The sequence below is a fragment of the Pseudoalteromonas sp. Isolate6 genome (assembly GCF_022398435.1).
GTDB lineage: Bacteria > Pseudomonadota > Gammaproteobacteria > Enterobacterales > Alteromonadaceae > Pseudoalteromonas > Pseudoalteromonas galatheae.
Window position 1 is genome coordinate 1 of record NZ_JAKEVK010000109.1, and the last position, 15,009, is coordinate 15,009.

The window sequence follows — 15,009 nt, forward strand, 5'->3', positions numbered from 1 at the left end:
ATAGTATCAATATTACAGCGCAAACATTACACTACATTACATTACATAGTATCAATATTACAGCGCAAACATTACACTACATTACATTACTGAAAAGCATTCATAGTTACGGATCGCCTACCTTTTGGGTTGAGGTAATATGCTAATGATATTAAGTGACGCACTACTTTAAAACAGAAAAGTAGTATTAGTCGCCCGCCCCACACCTAGCGGTAACCAACGTACCGACTTGCATATAGACAAGGCAGCTTTAGATTGAGGAGCAGTCGGAGTGTCGGGAGCCTATTGTGGCTCAGGTAGCACTGGTGGCGTACTATCCATATAAGTCAAAAAGTTAGCCCAAAGAGTGTGAGTTCTGGTTTTAACTAATTCCTTACGACATTCGAGCGCCATCACACCGCGAATAGTGCCTTCTCGCCATTGGGTATATACCGCACCGCAGTGGGCATCGAGATAGCTTTGCCACGCCAACTGCGAGGCCTTAATCGCTTCCACCAGTTGCTCATCAAAGGCATTATGTTCAAGGCTTTTTTGGTAGTAACGTTCAAGTGTTTCAGTTCGCGCGTTAAGTTCGCTCATTGCACACTCATTGATGTCTATGGTTGAGATAGGGTTTTCACACACATCTCCTCCCGCCAACGCGATTTGGTAATTTAATAAAAACAATGCGGCCGCGATTAGTCTCATGGTATTTCCTTTTGTGTTTAACCTTTAATGAGTTTCAACATATTACCGATGGAATCGAAGTTAATTCCACCCATCAGCTCCGGATTATTCAACGCATAGAGGTAATCATCTATCAAGGTGCAGTCAACCTCGTCACGCAGCTCAACAAACCCAGCCCAATTTTCAAGTTCATCTTCGTCGATTTCACCACTGAGATACTTTGCCAATACCACACTTAACATCGCCTTGCTAATAATAAGTGATACTGCGCTGTTGTCGCTCAGTAGTATATTTAACGCCTGCGCTTTGTGTGGGCCGAATGTAACAAATTCGACCAGTGCTTGTTGCTTATTCATGATTTTTCTCCAGCTCTGCGACCAAGGCAAATAACTCACCCAGCCCAGCTTGCTGATGCTCGACTTCTTGCGCCGCAAAGCCTAAGCGAATATGACTTAAACTACTAGCCTTATCGAGGGTAAATTCAGGTTCACATTGTACGTAAATCCCTTTTTCACGTGCTTTTTCAGATAATCTCGAGACATCGCGTTTGCTGTTTACCCAATACGCCATACCGCCTTGTGGCACTTCAAAATCAATATCTAACTTAGCTTTAAGCTCGCTTAGGTGCTGCGCCATCGCCTGATGTCGTCCTTGATAGGCTTTGGTCATGCGGCGTAAATGACGCTCAAACCCGCCCTCTTCCATCCAGTAAGCCACAGCCAACTGGGTAAGCGCATCATTTTTGTGATTAAGTAGCTGCTTACGTGCCACCAATTGCGCAAGCACATCTGCCCGCGCACTCATATAACCCACACGAGCACCAGCAAACATGATTTTTGAAAAGGTAGAAATATAAATCACAATACCACTTGGATCGCTTGCCGCCATAGGCTGTAACGGTGGGCAGAGATAATGAAACTCATGGTCGTAATCGTCTTCAATAATAAATACGCCATACTGCTGGCACAGCTGATAAATCGCCATGCGCCTCGGTACAGACAATGTGACCGTTGTAGGATATTGATGCAGTGGCGTTAAATACAGCAACTTCACCTTATTTTGTTCAAGGCAGCGCGCCAAGGCCTCCACTTTAATGCCTTCTGCGTCTTGTGCTAAAGCAAAAATTTCAGCACCTGCATTGGTAAAAGTATGCCGCGCAGGAGGATAACCAAGCATTTCGATGGCAACACCATCACCTGGGTTTATAAATGCATTTGCCACCAATGAGAGGGCTTCTTGGGAGCCATTGCAAATCAGTAAGTCATCACATACCAACCCCCTTGCTCGGCGCAAATATGCCTGAATTTGGGATTTCAGTAACGCGCACCCCGCAATGTCTGAATAGTGAAAATGACTGACATTGGTTTTGCGACATGCCTTTACCAAAAACCGCTTAAACTCATCATAGGGAAAGGCATGAAGATCTGGTAAGCCCCCTGCAAAACTATAGCGGTAGGCCGAACGCTTAGTGCTGCTTACTGGTGTTAGTGTTTTAGCAAATTGCGGCACGATTCGTGGTGTAGAAGCCACTTTAGTGTCTATCTGTTGGCTACTGAAAATAGGCAGTTCAGTATTGACTCGATAGCCGCTACGTTCTTTAACCACTAGCCAGCCTTCAGCTACCAAGTTTTGTAGGGCATTCATCACCGTGTGACGATTCATACCATGTAACTCAGCCAGCTTTCGGGCTGAAGGAAGTTTGTCACCGGGAGTGAGCTTACCTTCGGTAATGGCACTGCGCAAAACATCTGCTAAGCGTTTATGTTTAGCATCGTGAGACTGTGTTTTTGGGCTAATAGAAATCAAAAGTGGTCTAATTAAATTATTAAATCTGGTTGTTTTATATCAACCAAAATCAGCGCAATATGCAAGCATTAAAAATACAGAATGAATGGAATATCGATGCTTTCAAAACAAACGCTAGAATCCAATCGCGTCAAGCTCACCCCACTTGAAGCCGCGCATTTACCTGAGTTATTGGCTCGAGGCAAAAAAACTGAGATCTGGAAGTGGGTATTTAACAATTATTGTCGCGATCAAAAAACCATAGAGCAGTGGTTTTACGGCTCTGCACAGTTTGATGAAAGCGAGCAACTGGTTGTTGCAATCATAGATAAAGACTCAGGTAAACTGGCTGGTAATAGCCGCTTGTTTAGACTTGATAAACTCAACCTAAGTGCCGAGATTGGCCATACTTTTATCGGCACTGAATTTCAACGCACGCATGTTAATACCCACGCCAAATACCTGTTGCTTAAATATGCCTTTGAAGCGATTGGATTGGTGCGTGTGCAATTTCAAACTCATGAATTTAACCATAAGTCTCGTAATGCCATCTCACGTCTCGGTGCCCATTTTGAAGGATTGTCGTTAAAAGATAGGCGCCTGCCCGATGGAAGTTATCGTAATACGGCACGATTTGCCATCACCGACGAGATGTGGCCTGAAGTGAAAGCAAGATTGGAGGAAAAGTTATGAGCTACCCAAGAAACTATTACGTTGAAAGCAATCCAAACATACTCAGCTCTGTGATCACAAAACACCCGCTGGCCACGCTGACAGTGATACAAAAAGGCAAGTTAAAGACGGTTTTTGTACCGCTAACATTAAGTGATGACCATGCTTATTTACTTGGACACGCAACAAAAGACAACCCGATTTTTCACACAGGCGGTATTATCCAAGCAATCTTTCACTGTGAAGATCATTACCTCTCACCCGCTGTTATCTCTGACATTAAGCTCCCCACATGGTTGTACGCAAATGTGATCGTTGAAGGTGAGCTCGCACTTATTGCTACTGATGTTGAAAAATACGCGTCAATGCAAGCGCAAATAACGCATTTTGAGCAGTTTTCAAATAGTGATTGGCAGCTTGATAACGTGCCTGCCAATCAGCGTCAGTCGCTGTTTAACGCCATTAACTTTTTCAAGATTAAAATCAATTCGATGCATGGCGCTTTTAAGTTAAGCCAAAACCAGTCGAGTGACATTCGCGCATTAATCAAAACACACTTAACGCCATCCAAACCAATATTAGCAAGTTATGTGTGTTAATTACTAAACTCATACTGCATTCATGGTTGAAGTGTTTGAATCTTAAAGACCAGCAAGCAATTTCTATCTCAATGCGTTATTTCAAAAACCTAATAACAAAATTTATTTTGATGATGCAGAAGTGGCCGGGCCTAATGGCGTTGTTGGCTTTTTGCAGTGGTATAGCGAGCTTTATTTTAGTTGAACGTAAAGAGTCGTTTTCACAGATCATCGCTCTGCTTTTACTCACCAGTTGGCTGTGGCTTATTATTGACAACTGGCTACGCGACCAAGTTGAACAACGCTTTGGTATTGTGTTGTCACCCAACTTTATGCGCTTTGCTCTGCAAATGGTGCAACAGGAAAGCCTGTTCTTTGCACTGCCTTTTTTCTTGGCTGCCACAACATGGAATCATCCACAGGCCGCGTTTACCTGCTTAATTGCACTCTGCGCGTTTATCTCCGTTGTGGACCCGATATATTACAAAAAGCTAGCTCGCCATAATGTGCTGTTTATGGTTTTCCACAATTTTGCTTTGTTTGTTGTGATTTCAGTTGCGCTACCTATTTTGCTTCACCTGACAACTGACCAAAGTATACAAATAGCGCTAGTGACCGCCATTGTGCTTACCCTACCGAGCCTTGGCAATGTCATGCCAAACGCAAGATGGTGGCGTTTTCCCTTATTGGCTCTGCTACTAAGTGCACTTAGCGCTGGTTTGTGGCAGTTACGTAGCTGGGTTCCCCCTGCGGCCTTACGGCTCAACGACATTGCGCTGGCTTATGAGGTTGATAGGCAGCAACGAAAGCCGGTGAACAGCATTCAACATCTCGATAGCCATTCGCTTCACGAACAAGGCTTGTACAGCTGGAGCGCAGTAAAAGCACCGCGGGGACTAAACGAAAAAATCTTTCACGTGTGGGTACACAACAAACAAGTGGTTGACCGAATTCCCTTAAATATTAGCGGTGGACGCGAGGAAGGTTATCGAGCTTGGAGCCATAAGAACAACTTTCCGGCCGACTCAACCGGTAAGTGGGAGGTGCACGTTGTCACCAGTTCAGGACAATTGATTGGCCTAAAAAAATTTACTGTTTCTCCTTAGGAGATCTTTAAGATATTACAACCAACTACTGAAGCCGAGGCGCGGTGATAATTTTATTATGATATGGTTAAGCGCCTCTTTTCTAACTCAAGGAAGTCTATGACTGATTTTTCCATTTTACCGGACGAAAACTCAAAGCGATTTGTTGCTGTGCTCAATAAAAAGGTTGAAAACGGTTTACCCCCCGTTTAGGCGCACTCGGTTACTCAAAGACCGCTTATTAGTCGCTTTGGCGATTAATAAAAACAACAAGATCGCTGTGTAAAACAGCTCCTACCCAGTAGTGAGTCATGCTTGTAGGAGGCGATTCACTCGCCGAGCAGTTTATGTTTCCCAACGAATTTTTGATGAAGACCCCCCACTCATCTCACCCACCAAAAATTCAATATAAAAACAGCAAGATCGCTGTGTAAAACAGCGCCTACCCGGTAGTGAAGTCATGCTTGTAGGAGGCGATTCACTCGCCGAGCAGTTTATATGTTCAACGAGTTTTTGATGAAGCCCCCCCTCATTCCACCCGCCAAAAATTCAATATAAAAACAACAAGATCGCTGTGTAAAACAGCGCCTACCCGGTAGTGAAGTCATGCTTGTAGGAGGCGATTCACTCGCCGAGCAGTTTAAGTTTTCAACGAATCTTTGATGAAAAAAACCAGCTCTCACCAGCCAAAAATTCAATATAAAAACAACAAGATCGCTGTGTAAAACAGCTCCTACTCGGTAGTGAAGTCATGCTTGTAGGAGGCGATTCACTCGCCGAGCAGTTTATGTGTTTCGACAAATACTCGTTGAAGAATTTATCCCTCTAACCTAAGCCCAAAGCCCGACATAAAAACAATAAGATCGCTGTGTAAAACTGCGCCTACCTCAAGATGAAACCAAGCAAAAAGCCGATACTGGCTTTTTGCTCTTCGCATTTAACACTATTAAATAATTGTCTTACGGGTTCTTAGGCGATTGAAATTGACGTAAACCTCTTTACCACAGTCTAATTTAACAGTGAAACCCGAATACTCCTCTTTGATTTCAATGAGTTTTTCGTAATTCTCTTGGAAGTAGGTTTTCGTCGGAATGGATGCGTCTTTAAAGCTGATAAACGCGCCGTATGCCCCTTCTATGGTGGTGTCGCGGCTAACCTCAATCCAATCAAGTGCACGGTTTACATAGCGGTAGACTGGATTTGCTTGACCAAGGCGTTTGCTGTCGTAACTGCCGTCGTACTTTAACTCAGTATTCCACCAAGTTTGGTATTGAATGGTGTACTGCGCCGTAGTATACGGAAAGGCAACACGTTTCTTAGCATCATCACATGTATCATTGGCATAAAACTTACCCGAAATGGCACCTAGAGTGACATAACTAAATAGTCCAAGTGGGGCATTTTGTGCAAACAATAAAGGCGATGTGAGTGAACGCAATAGCGCCAACTTGCCTTGTTCGGTAAGGCCAGACTCACGCACGAGCTTTGAGGTGATTTTGTGTGGCGCTGGGGCGTCGAAGTCTGGTGTAAATGGTTCACCATCAAGGCTTGCGGCAAGCGTCCCCTTTAATCCCAGTTTTTTGAGGTTAGCCACAGAGTTTCGTGACCAGTCAGACATCAATGCTTCGCTATAGTTCTGCTTGGTGTCCGTGCCTGTCACCTGCACTTTAGCAGCAGGAAAATATTGCTTAGCAAACTGAATCAGCGCTTTTTCGGAGCCTTGCCAATAACCATACATGGTACTTGGGTGCTTTAAGGTCTTTTCGTAGCCAGATGACTTTTCACACTCGCTAACATCTGGGACCGCGTTGATTTTTAGGTTAGTACCAACTAAGTTCTCGGTATCCTTTCCCGTGTCGTTAATGGCATTTTCCCACTGTCTGAGCAACTGCCAAGTTGCTAAGTCTGTAGAGCCAACTGCCTCATTATTCCAGTTAATTTCAAAGCGGTGGATTTCTTCAGGTAGCTCAAAAGCTTTGACTCTAAACTCCGTCACTATTCCATAGCTTAACGCTCCGCCTCCGCGTAGCGCCCATAATAGATCTTCATTTTCAGTTTCAGATACCTCAACTCTTGAGCCATCTTGCAAAATAACCGTTGCACCAACGAGTGACTCACAGCACATTCCTTTTGCTCGCGTCCATGGGCCCCAACCACCGCCTTGAATATACCCAGCTAACCCAACCGTGGCGCAAGTGCCATGTGGAATGGTTAACGGTGGAATATCCTTGTAACCAGATTCTGCAAGCTTTGGGACTAATTGATAAAAGCGATAGCCCGAACCAATATGGGCAATATAATCGTCGCCTTTTTTCTCGATGGAGAAGTCTTTTAAACCGCTTAAATCCAGCAACACCACATCTGTGCCGCTGCACTCCCCTTCATGATCATGGCCACCTGAGCGCACCCGAATGGGTAAGTTAAACTCTATCGCTTCTTGATAGGCACGCATCACATCATCAGTATTGTTACACATTACAATCACCGAGGGCGAAAACTGAAATCGTGTGTTAAAGATAAGCGCTTTAGCTTGATATTCTCTGAAGCGCTCCATCGAAGTATCACCCGTTGGCAATAAAGTAAGTAACTGCTTTGCAGAAAAGCCATGTTTGCTTTCTAACGCAAGTATAAAACCTTGTGTCGCGCGCCAGTAGCGGTCAATACGCTTTTGTGCTTCGTCTAACTGATATTCTGGGATAGGTTTGCTGATTTGCTTAGGCATTATTGTTTCCTTGTGCTGTGTTCTTTCCACATGGACAGTCGTCCACTTTTTTACCCGTAATGGCTTCGGCGAGATCCTGTATCGCCGGTGCGAGGTCTTTTTTATCAAGATTTACTTTAATGAGGTACGGCTTACATGGATTTTCATGAAGCGTAGCAAAAACCCCATTTAGATCCGCGACGGTCTCTACATGTAAATATTCGACAAAATACGCGCTCGCTAATGATTTATAGTCCCAACGGTGTAAATCATCAAATGGTGCAAATGCGCCCGCAGGAGTAAACGCACAGATATCAACAAACGACTGCTCAATTGCATACACTTGATTACTCATTACAAACACTGCCGTATTGAGTTTATTATGGCTAATGGTAGACAGTGTTTGGCACATCATCATGAATCCACCGTCGCCCGCAACCACAATACTACGTCGATTGTCAGCCAAGGCTGTGCCAAGTGAACAACCGGTTTCATGACCTAACGATCCCCAAGCTGCGTCACTAATAAAGCGACTTTCTTCAATACCAGTTAAACGAGCCGCCATATAAAGCGAAGAGCTTTCACCTAAAATAAGGTTGAAGTCACGCATCTTCTGGCATCGGGCTAGCTGCTTCTGGTATGTGCAAAAGAAGTTTTCGTAGGTGATGGCATCGCAATCATGCACGGGACTGTTCAAATAGGGGTTTTCCGGCAACGAGCAAAGCGTACGATGCTGCATGGGATAATGCTCAATATACACCGTTAAATCATCAATAAACTGTGCTAAATCGATACCACCAAAACGCTCGCAGTTACCAACTCTTGCTTCGCCCATATTCACGCGGATCAATTCGTTGTCTTGCGTTTTTAACATGGTCAGGTAGTCATCAGTGAATATTGCCCCCAACGCTAAAATGCAATCTCGTTTGCTAACAAAGTCAAACGTTTCAGGCCATGACGCTTCACCCGCATAGGTGCCAACAAACAGCTCCTTCCCGAGCCCTTGCGCCTCACTTAATACTGATTTGGCTAGCGTGGTCGTGGTATACGGAATATTGAGATTACAGAGCAAGTTTTCGACTTCCCTTTGTATGCCAAGTCGCGTGATCTCTATGCCTAATAATACCAACGGCTTCTCAGCTTCTTTGAGTCGGTTGATTACTTTATCGAGTAAATTTGCCATCATCGTAGGATTAGATGCAGGTCTTGGGATCACTAAATGGCCATCTGGTTTATCACAAGCTGCGCCCCACACGTTTTGCCATGCTTCTAGATAAATAGGCCGCTTTTCACTCATGGCAAGGCGTAACGCATTGTCAATAATGTCAGGAGCAGAAGCGGGATCCGAAAGAATTTCACTGGCGACAGTGACATTTTCAAACACCTTTTTATCTGCGCTATAGTCGCCGGTAGAGTGATGAAATAACACGCCTGTTTCTTCAATATCTACACGGTTTTCAGCCGACGGACTTGCCGATATAACGACAACAGGATTACGCTCGACATAAGCGCCGGCTATCGCGTTTAATACGCTGAACGTGCCAACGCCGTATTGCACCGACACCGCGCCAATACCTCTGTATCTTGCATATCCATCCGCCGCGTAGCCTGCCCCTAGTTCGGTTACATCGCCTACAGCGTCAATACCTGGAAAGTTGTCCAGTGCGGTCATAAATTCTTGCACATAGTCACCAGGCACTTGAAACACCTTATCAAGGCCCAACTGCTTTAACCGCCACAGTAAATGGTCAGCAACCGTAAAATTAGCGGTACTCATGATTAATACCTCGATAAGCGAATTCAGTGACTTCGTCCAGCGTGTCCGAGCTAGCATTTGGCTGTTGCGCTGAATGCTGACACGAACACCCACCTTTACGGCAATCTACTGGTAAGTAGTTGTGATGTGACTCAAGCCACTGTTCATACCGAGCTTTGTCTTTAGATAACCACTTCGGTGTTGGTAAAGCAAAAAACTCAGCCAATGTCGATTCAGCCGTATTTAACGCTCCTTCAACCCAACCTTGTTCATAAGAGTACGCTTCGCCAACAATATAGATTTCTTCGCTTGCAACAGGGTGGCGCATTCTGCACATGATCTCATCGAGACGATAATTGGCTTTCCATTCATGCCAGCCACCGCCATAAGGGTCATCCCCCCACTCTTGGTAGATTGCAGAATATGGCATTGGGAGTGCTTTTTGATTATGTAACGCTTGAATTTGGCGATGTGCCGCTTCAACCATCCCGGTGGTAATTTGATACTGATTTTTAGGTACTATCTCATTTTCGGTATAACCTTCTGCACCATAGGCTGGCATAAAGCCTTGGTAATGCTCGCCCTTTTCTAAACCTTTCCAGTAAGGAATAGTGCCAATATCATTGTATGAAGCCATTAGCAGCGAGTTGGTATTGGGCTCACCATAGGTATGCTCCACTTTACATACTTGTTCGCCTTTTTCGTTAGTCTCGTATTCAAGGCATTCTTTTTGGTCGCATTCCGTGCCCATGTAATAAGTTTGACGGATTGGTAAGTCAGTCACAGAGCGACCAGCAACAAGGCCCAAACTGCGCCACCAAGGTTGCTCGTAAGCCATAAACATCTTAATCGCTTTTTGGATAAGCACAGACGGAATGTTTTCTTTCAACCAAGGGTCGTCAAAGAACGGCGATTCAATTAGCTCAAGCGAGCGCCTTGGCATCGCCAAAATAAGCCGCTTCACTTTAACGCTGTAAGCTGGAGCATCTTTATCAACCACTTTCCCACTGCTATTCACTTGTGTTGGTTGAAAAGTGAGTTCATAACGGTACTCGCCACAATGATGCAGCTCAATTTTTGCAAGTCGATGCAACATGTTAACGCGCTTACTGCAGTCAAGGCAGCCCGGTGCCGCTGCAAACTCTTCACATAACTTCAGCGGTAACGCCTGAAAACCATCTTTGAGAGTTTTAAATACCGTATCATCGCTATATTCAGTGGCTGGCAACTGAGTAACCGCACTGGCATTCGCCACATTAGCATCGTAGCCACCCGCTTCTTTCATAAAGAGGTATGCTTCGTTACTCAACACATGCTCAAGCAAGTTCCAAAAGCCAAAGCGCCAGATCTCCTTGCCAAATACTTTGACTTTCATCTGCTCTGCAAGAGACATATCGGCAAAACCCGGACAGATGAGGTTCATGACTTTAACTTGAAGATCTTCTGGTCCATAGCCTCGCTCTGTTTCTTCAAGCTTGTATGGGATTTTGTCTGGGCATTCTGCGAAATCACGATATCTAAAATATTGTCCACGCAGATAAAAGAGGTTGTTTTCACTGCCCGCTTCAGGAGAGCTTTCTGCATTTGAGGGGTATAACGGCAGCTTTGAGCCCATCGGGAAGTCTTTGGTTTGGAGTTTTAGCTCATCCACCAGCGTACTCACCATCACATGATCGTCAGGAATAAAGCGCATTCCACCAAGCTCAGCCACAACGTTAGGCAACCCCGGAAGTGTGCGACTATACAAACGACCACCAATACGATCACTATACTCAAATAAGCCTATGCGATGTGTATCACCAAGCTCTTGTTGAAGACGCCATGCACTATAGACACCCGATACACCGCCACCCACAATGGCAATATCTAGTTCTTTACTCATTTTAATATGCTCCTTTAGGCTATTACTCTAAAAGCATATTTAAGGGTAGTGATTTTATCTATTACATCAGGTTACAAGGGGTTACAGTGCAATTATGGCTAGTATAAACATCGTCTTTAATAAACTAGCATCACCTGACTGGTTTCTTGCTCAGCAAAAAGCACCATTATATTTAAAAAGTTAAAATTAAGTTTCACAAAAACAAAAGGTTGCTGTGTAACACAGCCCTACTCCGTAATGAAAACATGCTTGTATAAGGCGGTTCACCCGCCGAACCGTTATGAATGTTGACAAATCCAAAACCGTAAAGCTTTACCCTGTTTTGTACTCATCTTTGGCTTAATTACTCAACAGCCTTATCTCGTTTCTGGTGGGCGCGTTTGAGACATGAAAATGCTCAACTTCAACATCATTTCCAAATACTTGTGTAAGTAAGTCTGAAAATTGCTCTGAAGTGCGCTCGGGATCGAGCGTGTAAAGCGGCTTTAGCGCTTCTTTTTCTATGCCTTTTTGCTTTGCAAGTTGAAGTAGCTTACTACCCATATCAGCAAAACCATTGCCATCCATACTGCCAACAACTTCGCCTTTCACTTTGAATACCGCAACTTGAGGCGCTTGATCAAACATCAGTTTACTTCGCAAAAATTCATCTCTCGCTAGTTGTTCTTGATGGTTAGCTTGCCTGCGCGTATTCATTTCATCGTGAACAAAACTTTTATACGAACGGCCATTAAAACGTTCAAAAACTTCAGCATTGGTTGGACGATTATTTTCGCCATAAACTTCAACTTTGCCGGAACTGGAGTACTGTTGCTGAACTAACGCTTTAAGCTGATTAATATCACCATTGGCTTGCTCTATCAAAGCTTCGACTCCACCTTTACCTGTAATGTGTCCTTTGTCATTTTGATAGGCCATCAATTTGCCATCGACCACTATACCTAATTGCACCTCCCGCGCTTGCCCATGATGCAAGTATTGCCGCTGGGCCGCCTCTGGAGAGACTTCACTGAGCTCGAATACCTGACTTAAATGAGTCATTTGTTCATGTGATACCCGAGTGACCTTTTCTTCATCAACCATGTACATTAGGTTGGTTTTCCCCACTAGGTCCTTAGGGTTCTCTTGGCTATGCAGATTTGACTGTTCAGCTCTCCCTCTTTGGGTGTAAACGTTCATATTTATGCTATTCGTCGAATTAACGTGCATGAGTCCACTCCTTGCTTTCAGATAGTAACTTTATTTATTTTTAGCCTGCCTCATACAGCAATAAATAAGCCAAGCTTTATTCAACCACATGAAAGTAGGAAAACTCATTCACATATAGCAATTACAGTTCTACTTGATATTTATTGCTTCTAACTGGAGAACTGAGTTCCCAAAAAAGGGCAAATTGTTGCCACGATCAAAAGGGGTGAGTCAAATTACTCCTCCTTAGATCATAGAGATAACTTGGTATCTGCTAATTGGTGGTGTAACGAGCCGAACAATTGAAATGAAAGTTTCACACAAAAACTTTCAAAAAACTCAATTTTTATGCAAACAAACGTTGACCTTACCACCGTGTCAATCTTTACAGTTACTTAACCAATTTAACCAAACCTTAAGCATGACTTCACCTTGATTAACACTACTGAACTCATGGAGTACGGAAATTAATTTCCGTTTGATGTCCTTTTATTGGAGTTAATTAGGCGCAGCAGCCAAGGATAGTGAACACATTTAACTCAACAAAAAAATAGAGACTAACGAAATGAAATTAAAAGAAAAAATGGTTGGAAAAGTAGAGCAAAAACTCCTAGATATGATACGCATGGATGTCGCTGAACACTACCCGACAGTCTCCGCCTTTTATCTAGAAGGTGGACATTTTGATCCGCGTTATTCCGCAACCGAATTCTCGATAGATTCAATGGTAAAGGTGTTAAATGTCGCAAATAACGCGATTCTAGAGCACAAGAAAAAACTCAAAGTGGTGCTTGGCGTGTTGATAGACGATCTGGGCTTACAGTGTGGTAGTGAGTCTTGTGATATTTCTGCATCCCCAGCAATGACCAGCGACAGCCAAGGGCTTGCGCCATTACCTGACGAGCTAGAAGCCGTATTAAGTGATTACAGCATTGTAAAACGCGACCGCTTAGTGCTTCAGGGTGAGCGCAATTGTAAAAACCGTGGGATCCAATCTTTACGTAAAATCATTGCGCAAGATTTAGCAAGTTTCCCACAATTGTCACTCGCAACGAGCAGCGGTGTAACTAAAGTTCTATTCGAAAACAGTAAGGGAGTAAACATCGTTTTAGCTGAATCAAAAGATAAGGATATATGGACTGCAAAATGCCCGCTTATTATGGCGCAGCACTATAAAGATACATACCAAAAAGCACTGAAAATGAACCCTCAGGCAGGGGTATTCCACATTATGGACTTCTCTGAAATGGATGACTTTCACAAAGTCGTGAACGGTACTGAAGTAGCGTTAGGACTTTTCCTACAAGACGAAAGCCTTGGCGATAATATCGTTAAGATCTCCAATATCTTCTTGTCTGACTTTGATATGGAAGATTATTCCATTAACACCCAAACCAGCACCCTAGCCGAAGCTTGCGACGCGTAACGCACGCATTTATCCGCATCAATTTGACTGTTGCCCCAATTTTATACGGAGATTTTTTATGTCACTCATTACAGCACTAGAGAGTAAGTCCACCACGGAAGCGTCGCTACGCTTTCCTATCTATTTAGATCATAACGCCACAACACCGTGCGACGAAGCAGTGTTACAAGCCATGTTACCTTACTTTTGTAACGACTTTGGTAATGCTGCGAGCATGTATGGTTTACATGGCTGGAACGCCCATAAAGCGGTCGAACAAGCCCGTGAAAAAATTGCAGGTGCCCTTGGCGCACAACCTGAAAATTTTATCTTTACTTCTGGCGCGACTGAAAGCAACAACTTAGGGATCCGCGGCGTGTTTCGTGCTTGTAATCACAAAGGCAAGCACATTATTACCTCGTCGATTGAGCACCCTGCAACGCTTGCAACTCTTAGAGATCTAGAACAGGAAGGCGCTCGCGTTTCTTATCTTGCGCCGTTACCAGATGGCAGCTTTGATATTGACGCAATGAAGGCCGAAATCACGCCAGAAACGATTTTAATCACCGTGATGTACGCAAATAACGAAATTGGCACCATTAATCCAATCGACGACATTGCCTTTATTGCAAAGCAACATGGCATTCTATTTATGTCTGACGCCACACAAGCGCTAGGCAAGGTCGATATCAATCTAACCACTTGCCCGATTGATATTTTAACTTGCTCGGCACACAAAATTTATGGCCCTAAAGGGGTTGGCGGCCTGTATTTAAGACATCAGCATGGCAATAGAGTGGTTGATATTAGACCGCAGATCACCGGTGGTGGAAGCGAGCAAGGACTACGTGGTGGCACGTTAAATGTGCCTGGCATTGTTGGTTTTGCCAAGGCTGTGGAACTTGCACAACGAGAACTGAGCAATGGCGCAATTGACAAAGTTGAGCAGTTAAGAGACAAGCTAGAAGATGGTTTATTGGAGCTACAACAGGTGCAGGTCAATGGCATGAGCGAAGAAAGACTCCCTCATGTTTGTAACGTCTCTTTTCATGACACCGACGGTAAAAAAATGCTGAGCTTATTAAAGAAAAGCATCTCAGTCAGTACCGGCTCAGCTTGTTCGTCAAGCAACCTATCGCCGAGCCACGTATTAACCGCACTTGGGCTATCGGATGAACTGGCACAGGCAACCATACGTTTTAGCTTAGGCAGGCATACTACAGAAGCCGAAATTGACTTCGCACTCAACAAAGTTAGAGAAGTCGCAGCGCTAACTTTGCGTGTCTAAATA

General features: G+C 44.1%; 12 protein-coding genes. 5 read left to right on the forward strand and 7 right to left on the reverse strand.

Going from position 1 to position 15,009, the window contains the following annotated elements; all coding sequences use genetic code 11:
* Positions 1-282: 282 nt before the first annotated feature.
* From L1D50_RS14560 to L1D50_RS14570, 3 genes are read right to left on the reverse strand one after another with little or no spacing between them, the layout of a single operon-like run.
* Entirely contained in the window at positions 283-687 is a 405-nt protein-coding gene (locus L1D50_RS14560; RefSeq protein ID WP_128727375.1) for a lysozyme inhibitor LprI family protein, read from the reverse strand.
* Positions 688-704: 17 nt separating this feature from the next.
* A complete protein-coding gene (locus tag L1D50_RS14565; protein WP_138523238.1) occupies positions 705-1,022 on the reverse strand; it encodes a hypothetical protein in 318 nt (105 codons plus the stop codon).
* Positions 1,015-2,472, reverse strand: coding sequence for a PLP-dependent aminotransferase family protein (locus L1D50_RS14570; protein ID WP_138523236.1), 1,458 nt, complete (start codon positions 2,470-2,472; stop codon positions 1,015-1,017). The genes L1D50_RS14565 and L1D50_RS14570 overlap by 8 nt, the downstream gene beginning before the upstream one ends.
* 96 nt (positions 2,473-2,568) lie before the next feature.
* Between L1D50_RS14570 and L1D50_RS14575 the strand changes: the two genes are divergently transcribed.
* From L1D50_RS14575 to L1D50_RS14585, 3 genes are all read left to right on the forward strand, one after another.
* On the forward strand, positions 2,569-3,144 hold the full coding sequence (locus tag L1D50_RS14575) for a GNAT family protein (protein ID WP_138523234.1): 576 nt from the start codon (positions 2,569-2,571) through the stop codon (positions 3,142-3,144).
* Positions 3,141-3,722: an FMN-binding negative transcriptional regulator gene (locus L1D50_RS14580; RefSeq protein WP_138523232.1), complete on the forward strand. Its 582-nt coding sequence runs from the start codon at positions 3,141-3,143 to the stop codon at positions 3,720-3,722. Before L1D50_RS14575 ends, L1D50_RS14580 begins: the two co-directional genes overlap by 4 nt.
* A 71-nt stretch (positions 3,723-3,793) precedes the next feature.
* Positions 3,794-4,807, forward strand: a complete 1,014-nt coding sequence (locus L1D50_RS14585) for a DUF5924 family protein (protein ID WP_193554572.1) — start codon at positions 3,794-3,796, stop codon at positions 4,805-4,807.
* A gap of 925 nt (positions 4,808-5,732) precedes the next feature.
* Here the strand turns inward: L1D50_RS14585 and L1D50_RS14590 are convergent.
* The 4 genes from L1D50_RS14590 to L1D50_RS14605 all read right to left on the reverse strand — a co-directional run bounded on the left by L1D50_RS14590 (position 5,733) and on the right by L1D50_RS14605 (position 12,334).
* A complete protein-coding gene (locus tag L1D50_RS14590) occupies positions 5,733-7,508 on the reverse strand; it encodes an FAD-dependent oxidoreductase (protein WP_239966285.1) in 1,776 nt (591 codons plus the stop codon).
* Positions 7,501-9,264 (reverse strand): thiamine pyrophosphate-binding protein, encoded by a 1,764-nt coding sequence (locus L1D50_RS14595; RefSeq protein WP_239966286.1) that lies wholly within the window; start codon positions 9,262-9,264, stop codon positions 7,501-7,503. The genes L1D50_RS14590 and L1D50_RS14595 overlap by 8 nt, the downstream gene beginning before the upstream one ends.
* Positions 9,251-11,125: an FAD-dependent oxidoreductase gene (locus L1D50_RS14600; protein ID WP_239966287.1), complete on the reverse strand. Its 1,875-nt coding sequence runs from the start codon at positions 11,123-11,125 to the stop codon at positions 9,251-9,253. The genes L1D50_RS14595 and L1D50_RS14600 overlap by 14 nt, the downstream gene beginning before the upstream one ends.
* A 339-nt stretch (positions 11,126-11,464) precedes the next feature.
* Positions 11,465-12,334 (reverse strand): hypothetical protein, encoded by an 870-nt coding sequence (locus tag L1D50_RS14605; protein ID WP_128727383.1) that lies wholly within the window; start codon positions 12,332-12,334, stop codon positions 11,465-11,467.
* Between the two features lie 544 nt (positions 12,335-12,878).
* Between L1D50_RS14605 and L1D50_RS14610 the strand changes: the two genes are divergently transcribed.
* On the forward strand, positions 12,879-13,739 hold the full coding sequence (locus L1D50_RS14610; protein ID WP_128727384.1) for a hypothetical protein: 861 nt from the start codon (positions 12,879-12,881) through the stop codon (positions 13,737-13,739).
* A gap of 58 nt (positions 13,740-13,797) precedes the next feature.
* Entirely contained in the window at positions 13,798-15,006 is a 1,209-nt protein-coding gene (locus L1D50_RS14615) for a cysteine desulfurase family protein (protein WP_128727385.1), read from the forward strand.
* Positions 15,007-15,009 lie beyond the last annotated feature (3 nt).

What these genes read in the sequence shown, in the direction of transcription:
- L1D50_RS14580 (WP_138523232.1), top strand. Translation starts at nt 3,141, where the DNA reads ATGAGCTACCCAAGAAACTATTACGTTGAAAGCAATCCAAACATACTC.
- L1D50_RS14615 (WP_128727385.1), top strand. Translation starts at nt 13,798, where the DNA reads ATGTCACTCATTACAGCACTAGAGAGTAAGTCCACCACGGAAGCGTCG.
- L1D50_RS14575 (WP_138523234.1), top strand. Translation starts at nt 2,569, where the DNA reads ATGCTTTCAAAACAAACGCTAGAATCCAATCGCGTCAAGCTCACCCCA.
- L1D50_RS14595 (WP_239966286.1), bottom strand. Translation starts at nt 9,264, where the DNA reads ATGAGTACCGCTAATTTTACGGTTGCTGACCATTTACTGTGGCGGTTA.
- L1D50_RS14590 (WP_239966285.1), bottom strand. Translation starts at nt 7,508, where the DNA reads ATGCCTAAGCAAATCAGCAAACCTATCCCAGAATATCAGTTAGACGAA.
- L1D50_RS14565 (WP_138523238.1), bottom strand. Translation starts at nt 1,022, where the DNA reads ATGAATAAGCAACAAGCACTGGTCGAATTTGTTACATTCGGCCCACAC.
- L1D50_RS14605 (WP_128727383.1), bottom strand. Translation starts at nt 12,334, where the DNA reads ATGCACGTTAATTCGACGAATAGCATAAATATGAACGTTTACACCCAA.
- L1D50_RS14585 (WP_193554572.1), top strand. Translation starts at nt 3,794, where the DNA reads ATGCGTTATTTCAAAAACCTAATAACAAAATTTATTTTGATGATGCAG.
- L1D50_RS14560 (WP_128727375.1), bottom strand. Translation starts at nt 687, where the DNA reads ATGAGACTAATCGCGGCCGCATTGTTTTTATTAAATTACCAAATCGCG.
- L1D50_RS14600 (WP_239966287.1), bottom strand. Translation starts at nt 11,125, where the DNA reads ATGAGTAAAGAACTAGATATTGCCATTGTGGGTGGCGGTGTATCGGGT.
- L1D50_RS14610 (WP_128727384.1), top strand. Translation starts at nt 12,879, where the DNA reads ATGAAATTAAAAGAAAAAATGGTTGGAAAAGTAGAGCAAAAACTCCTA.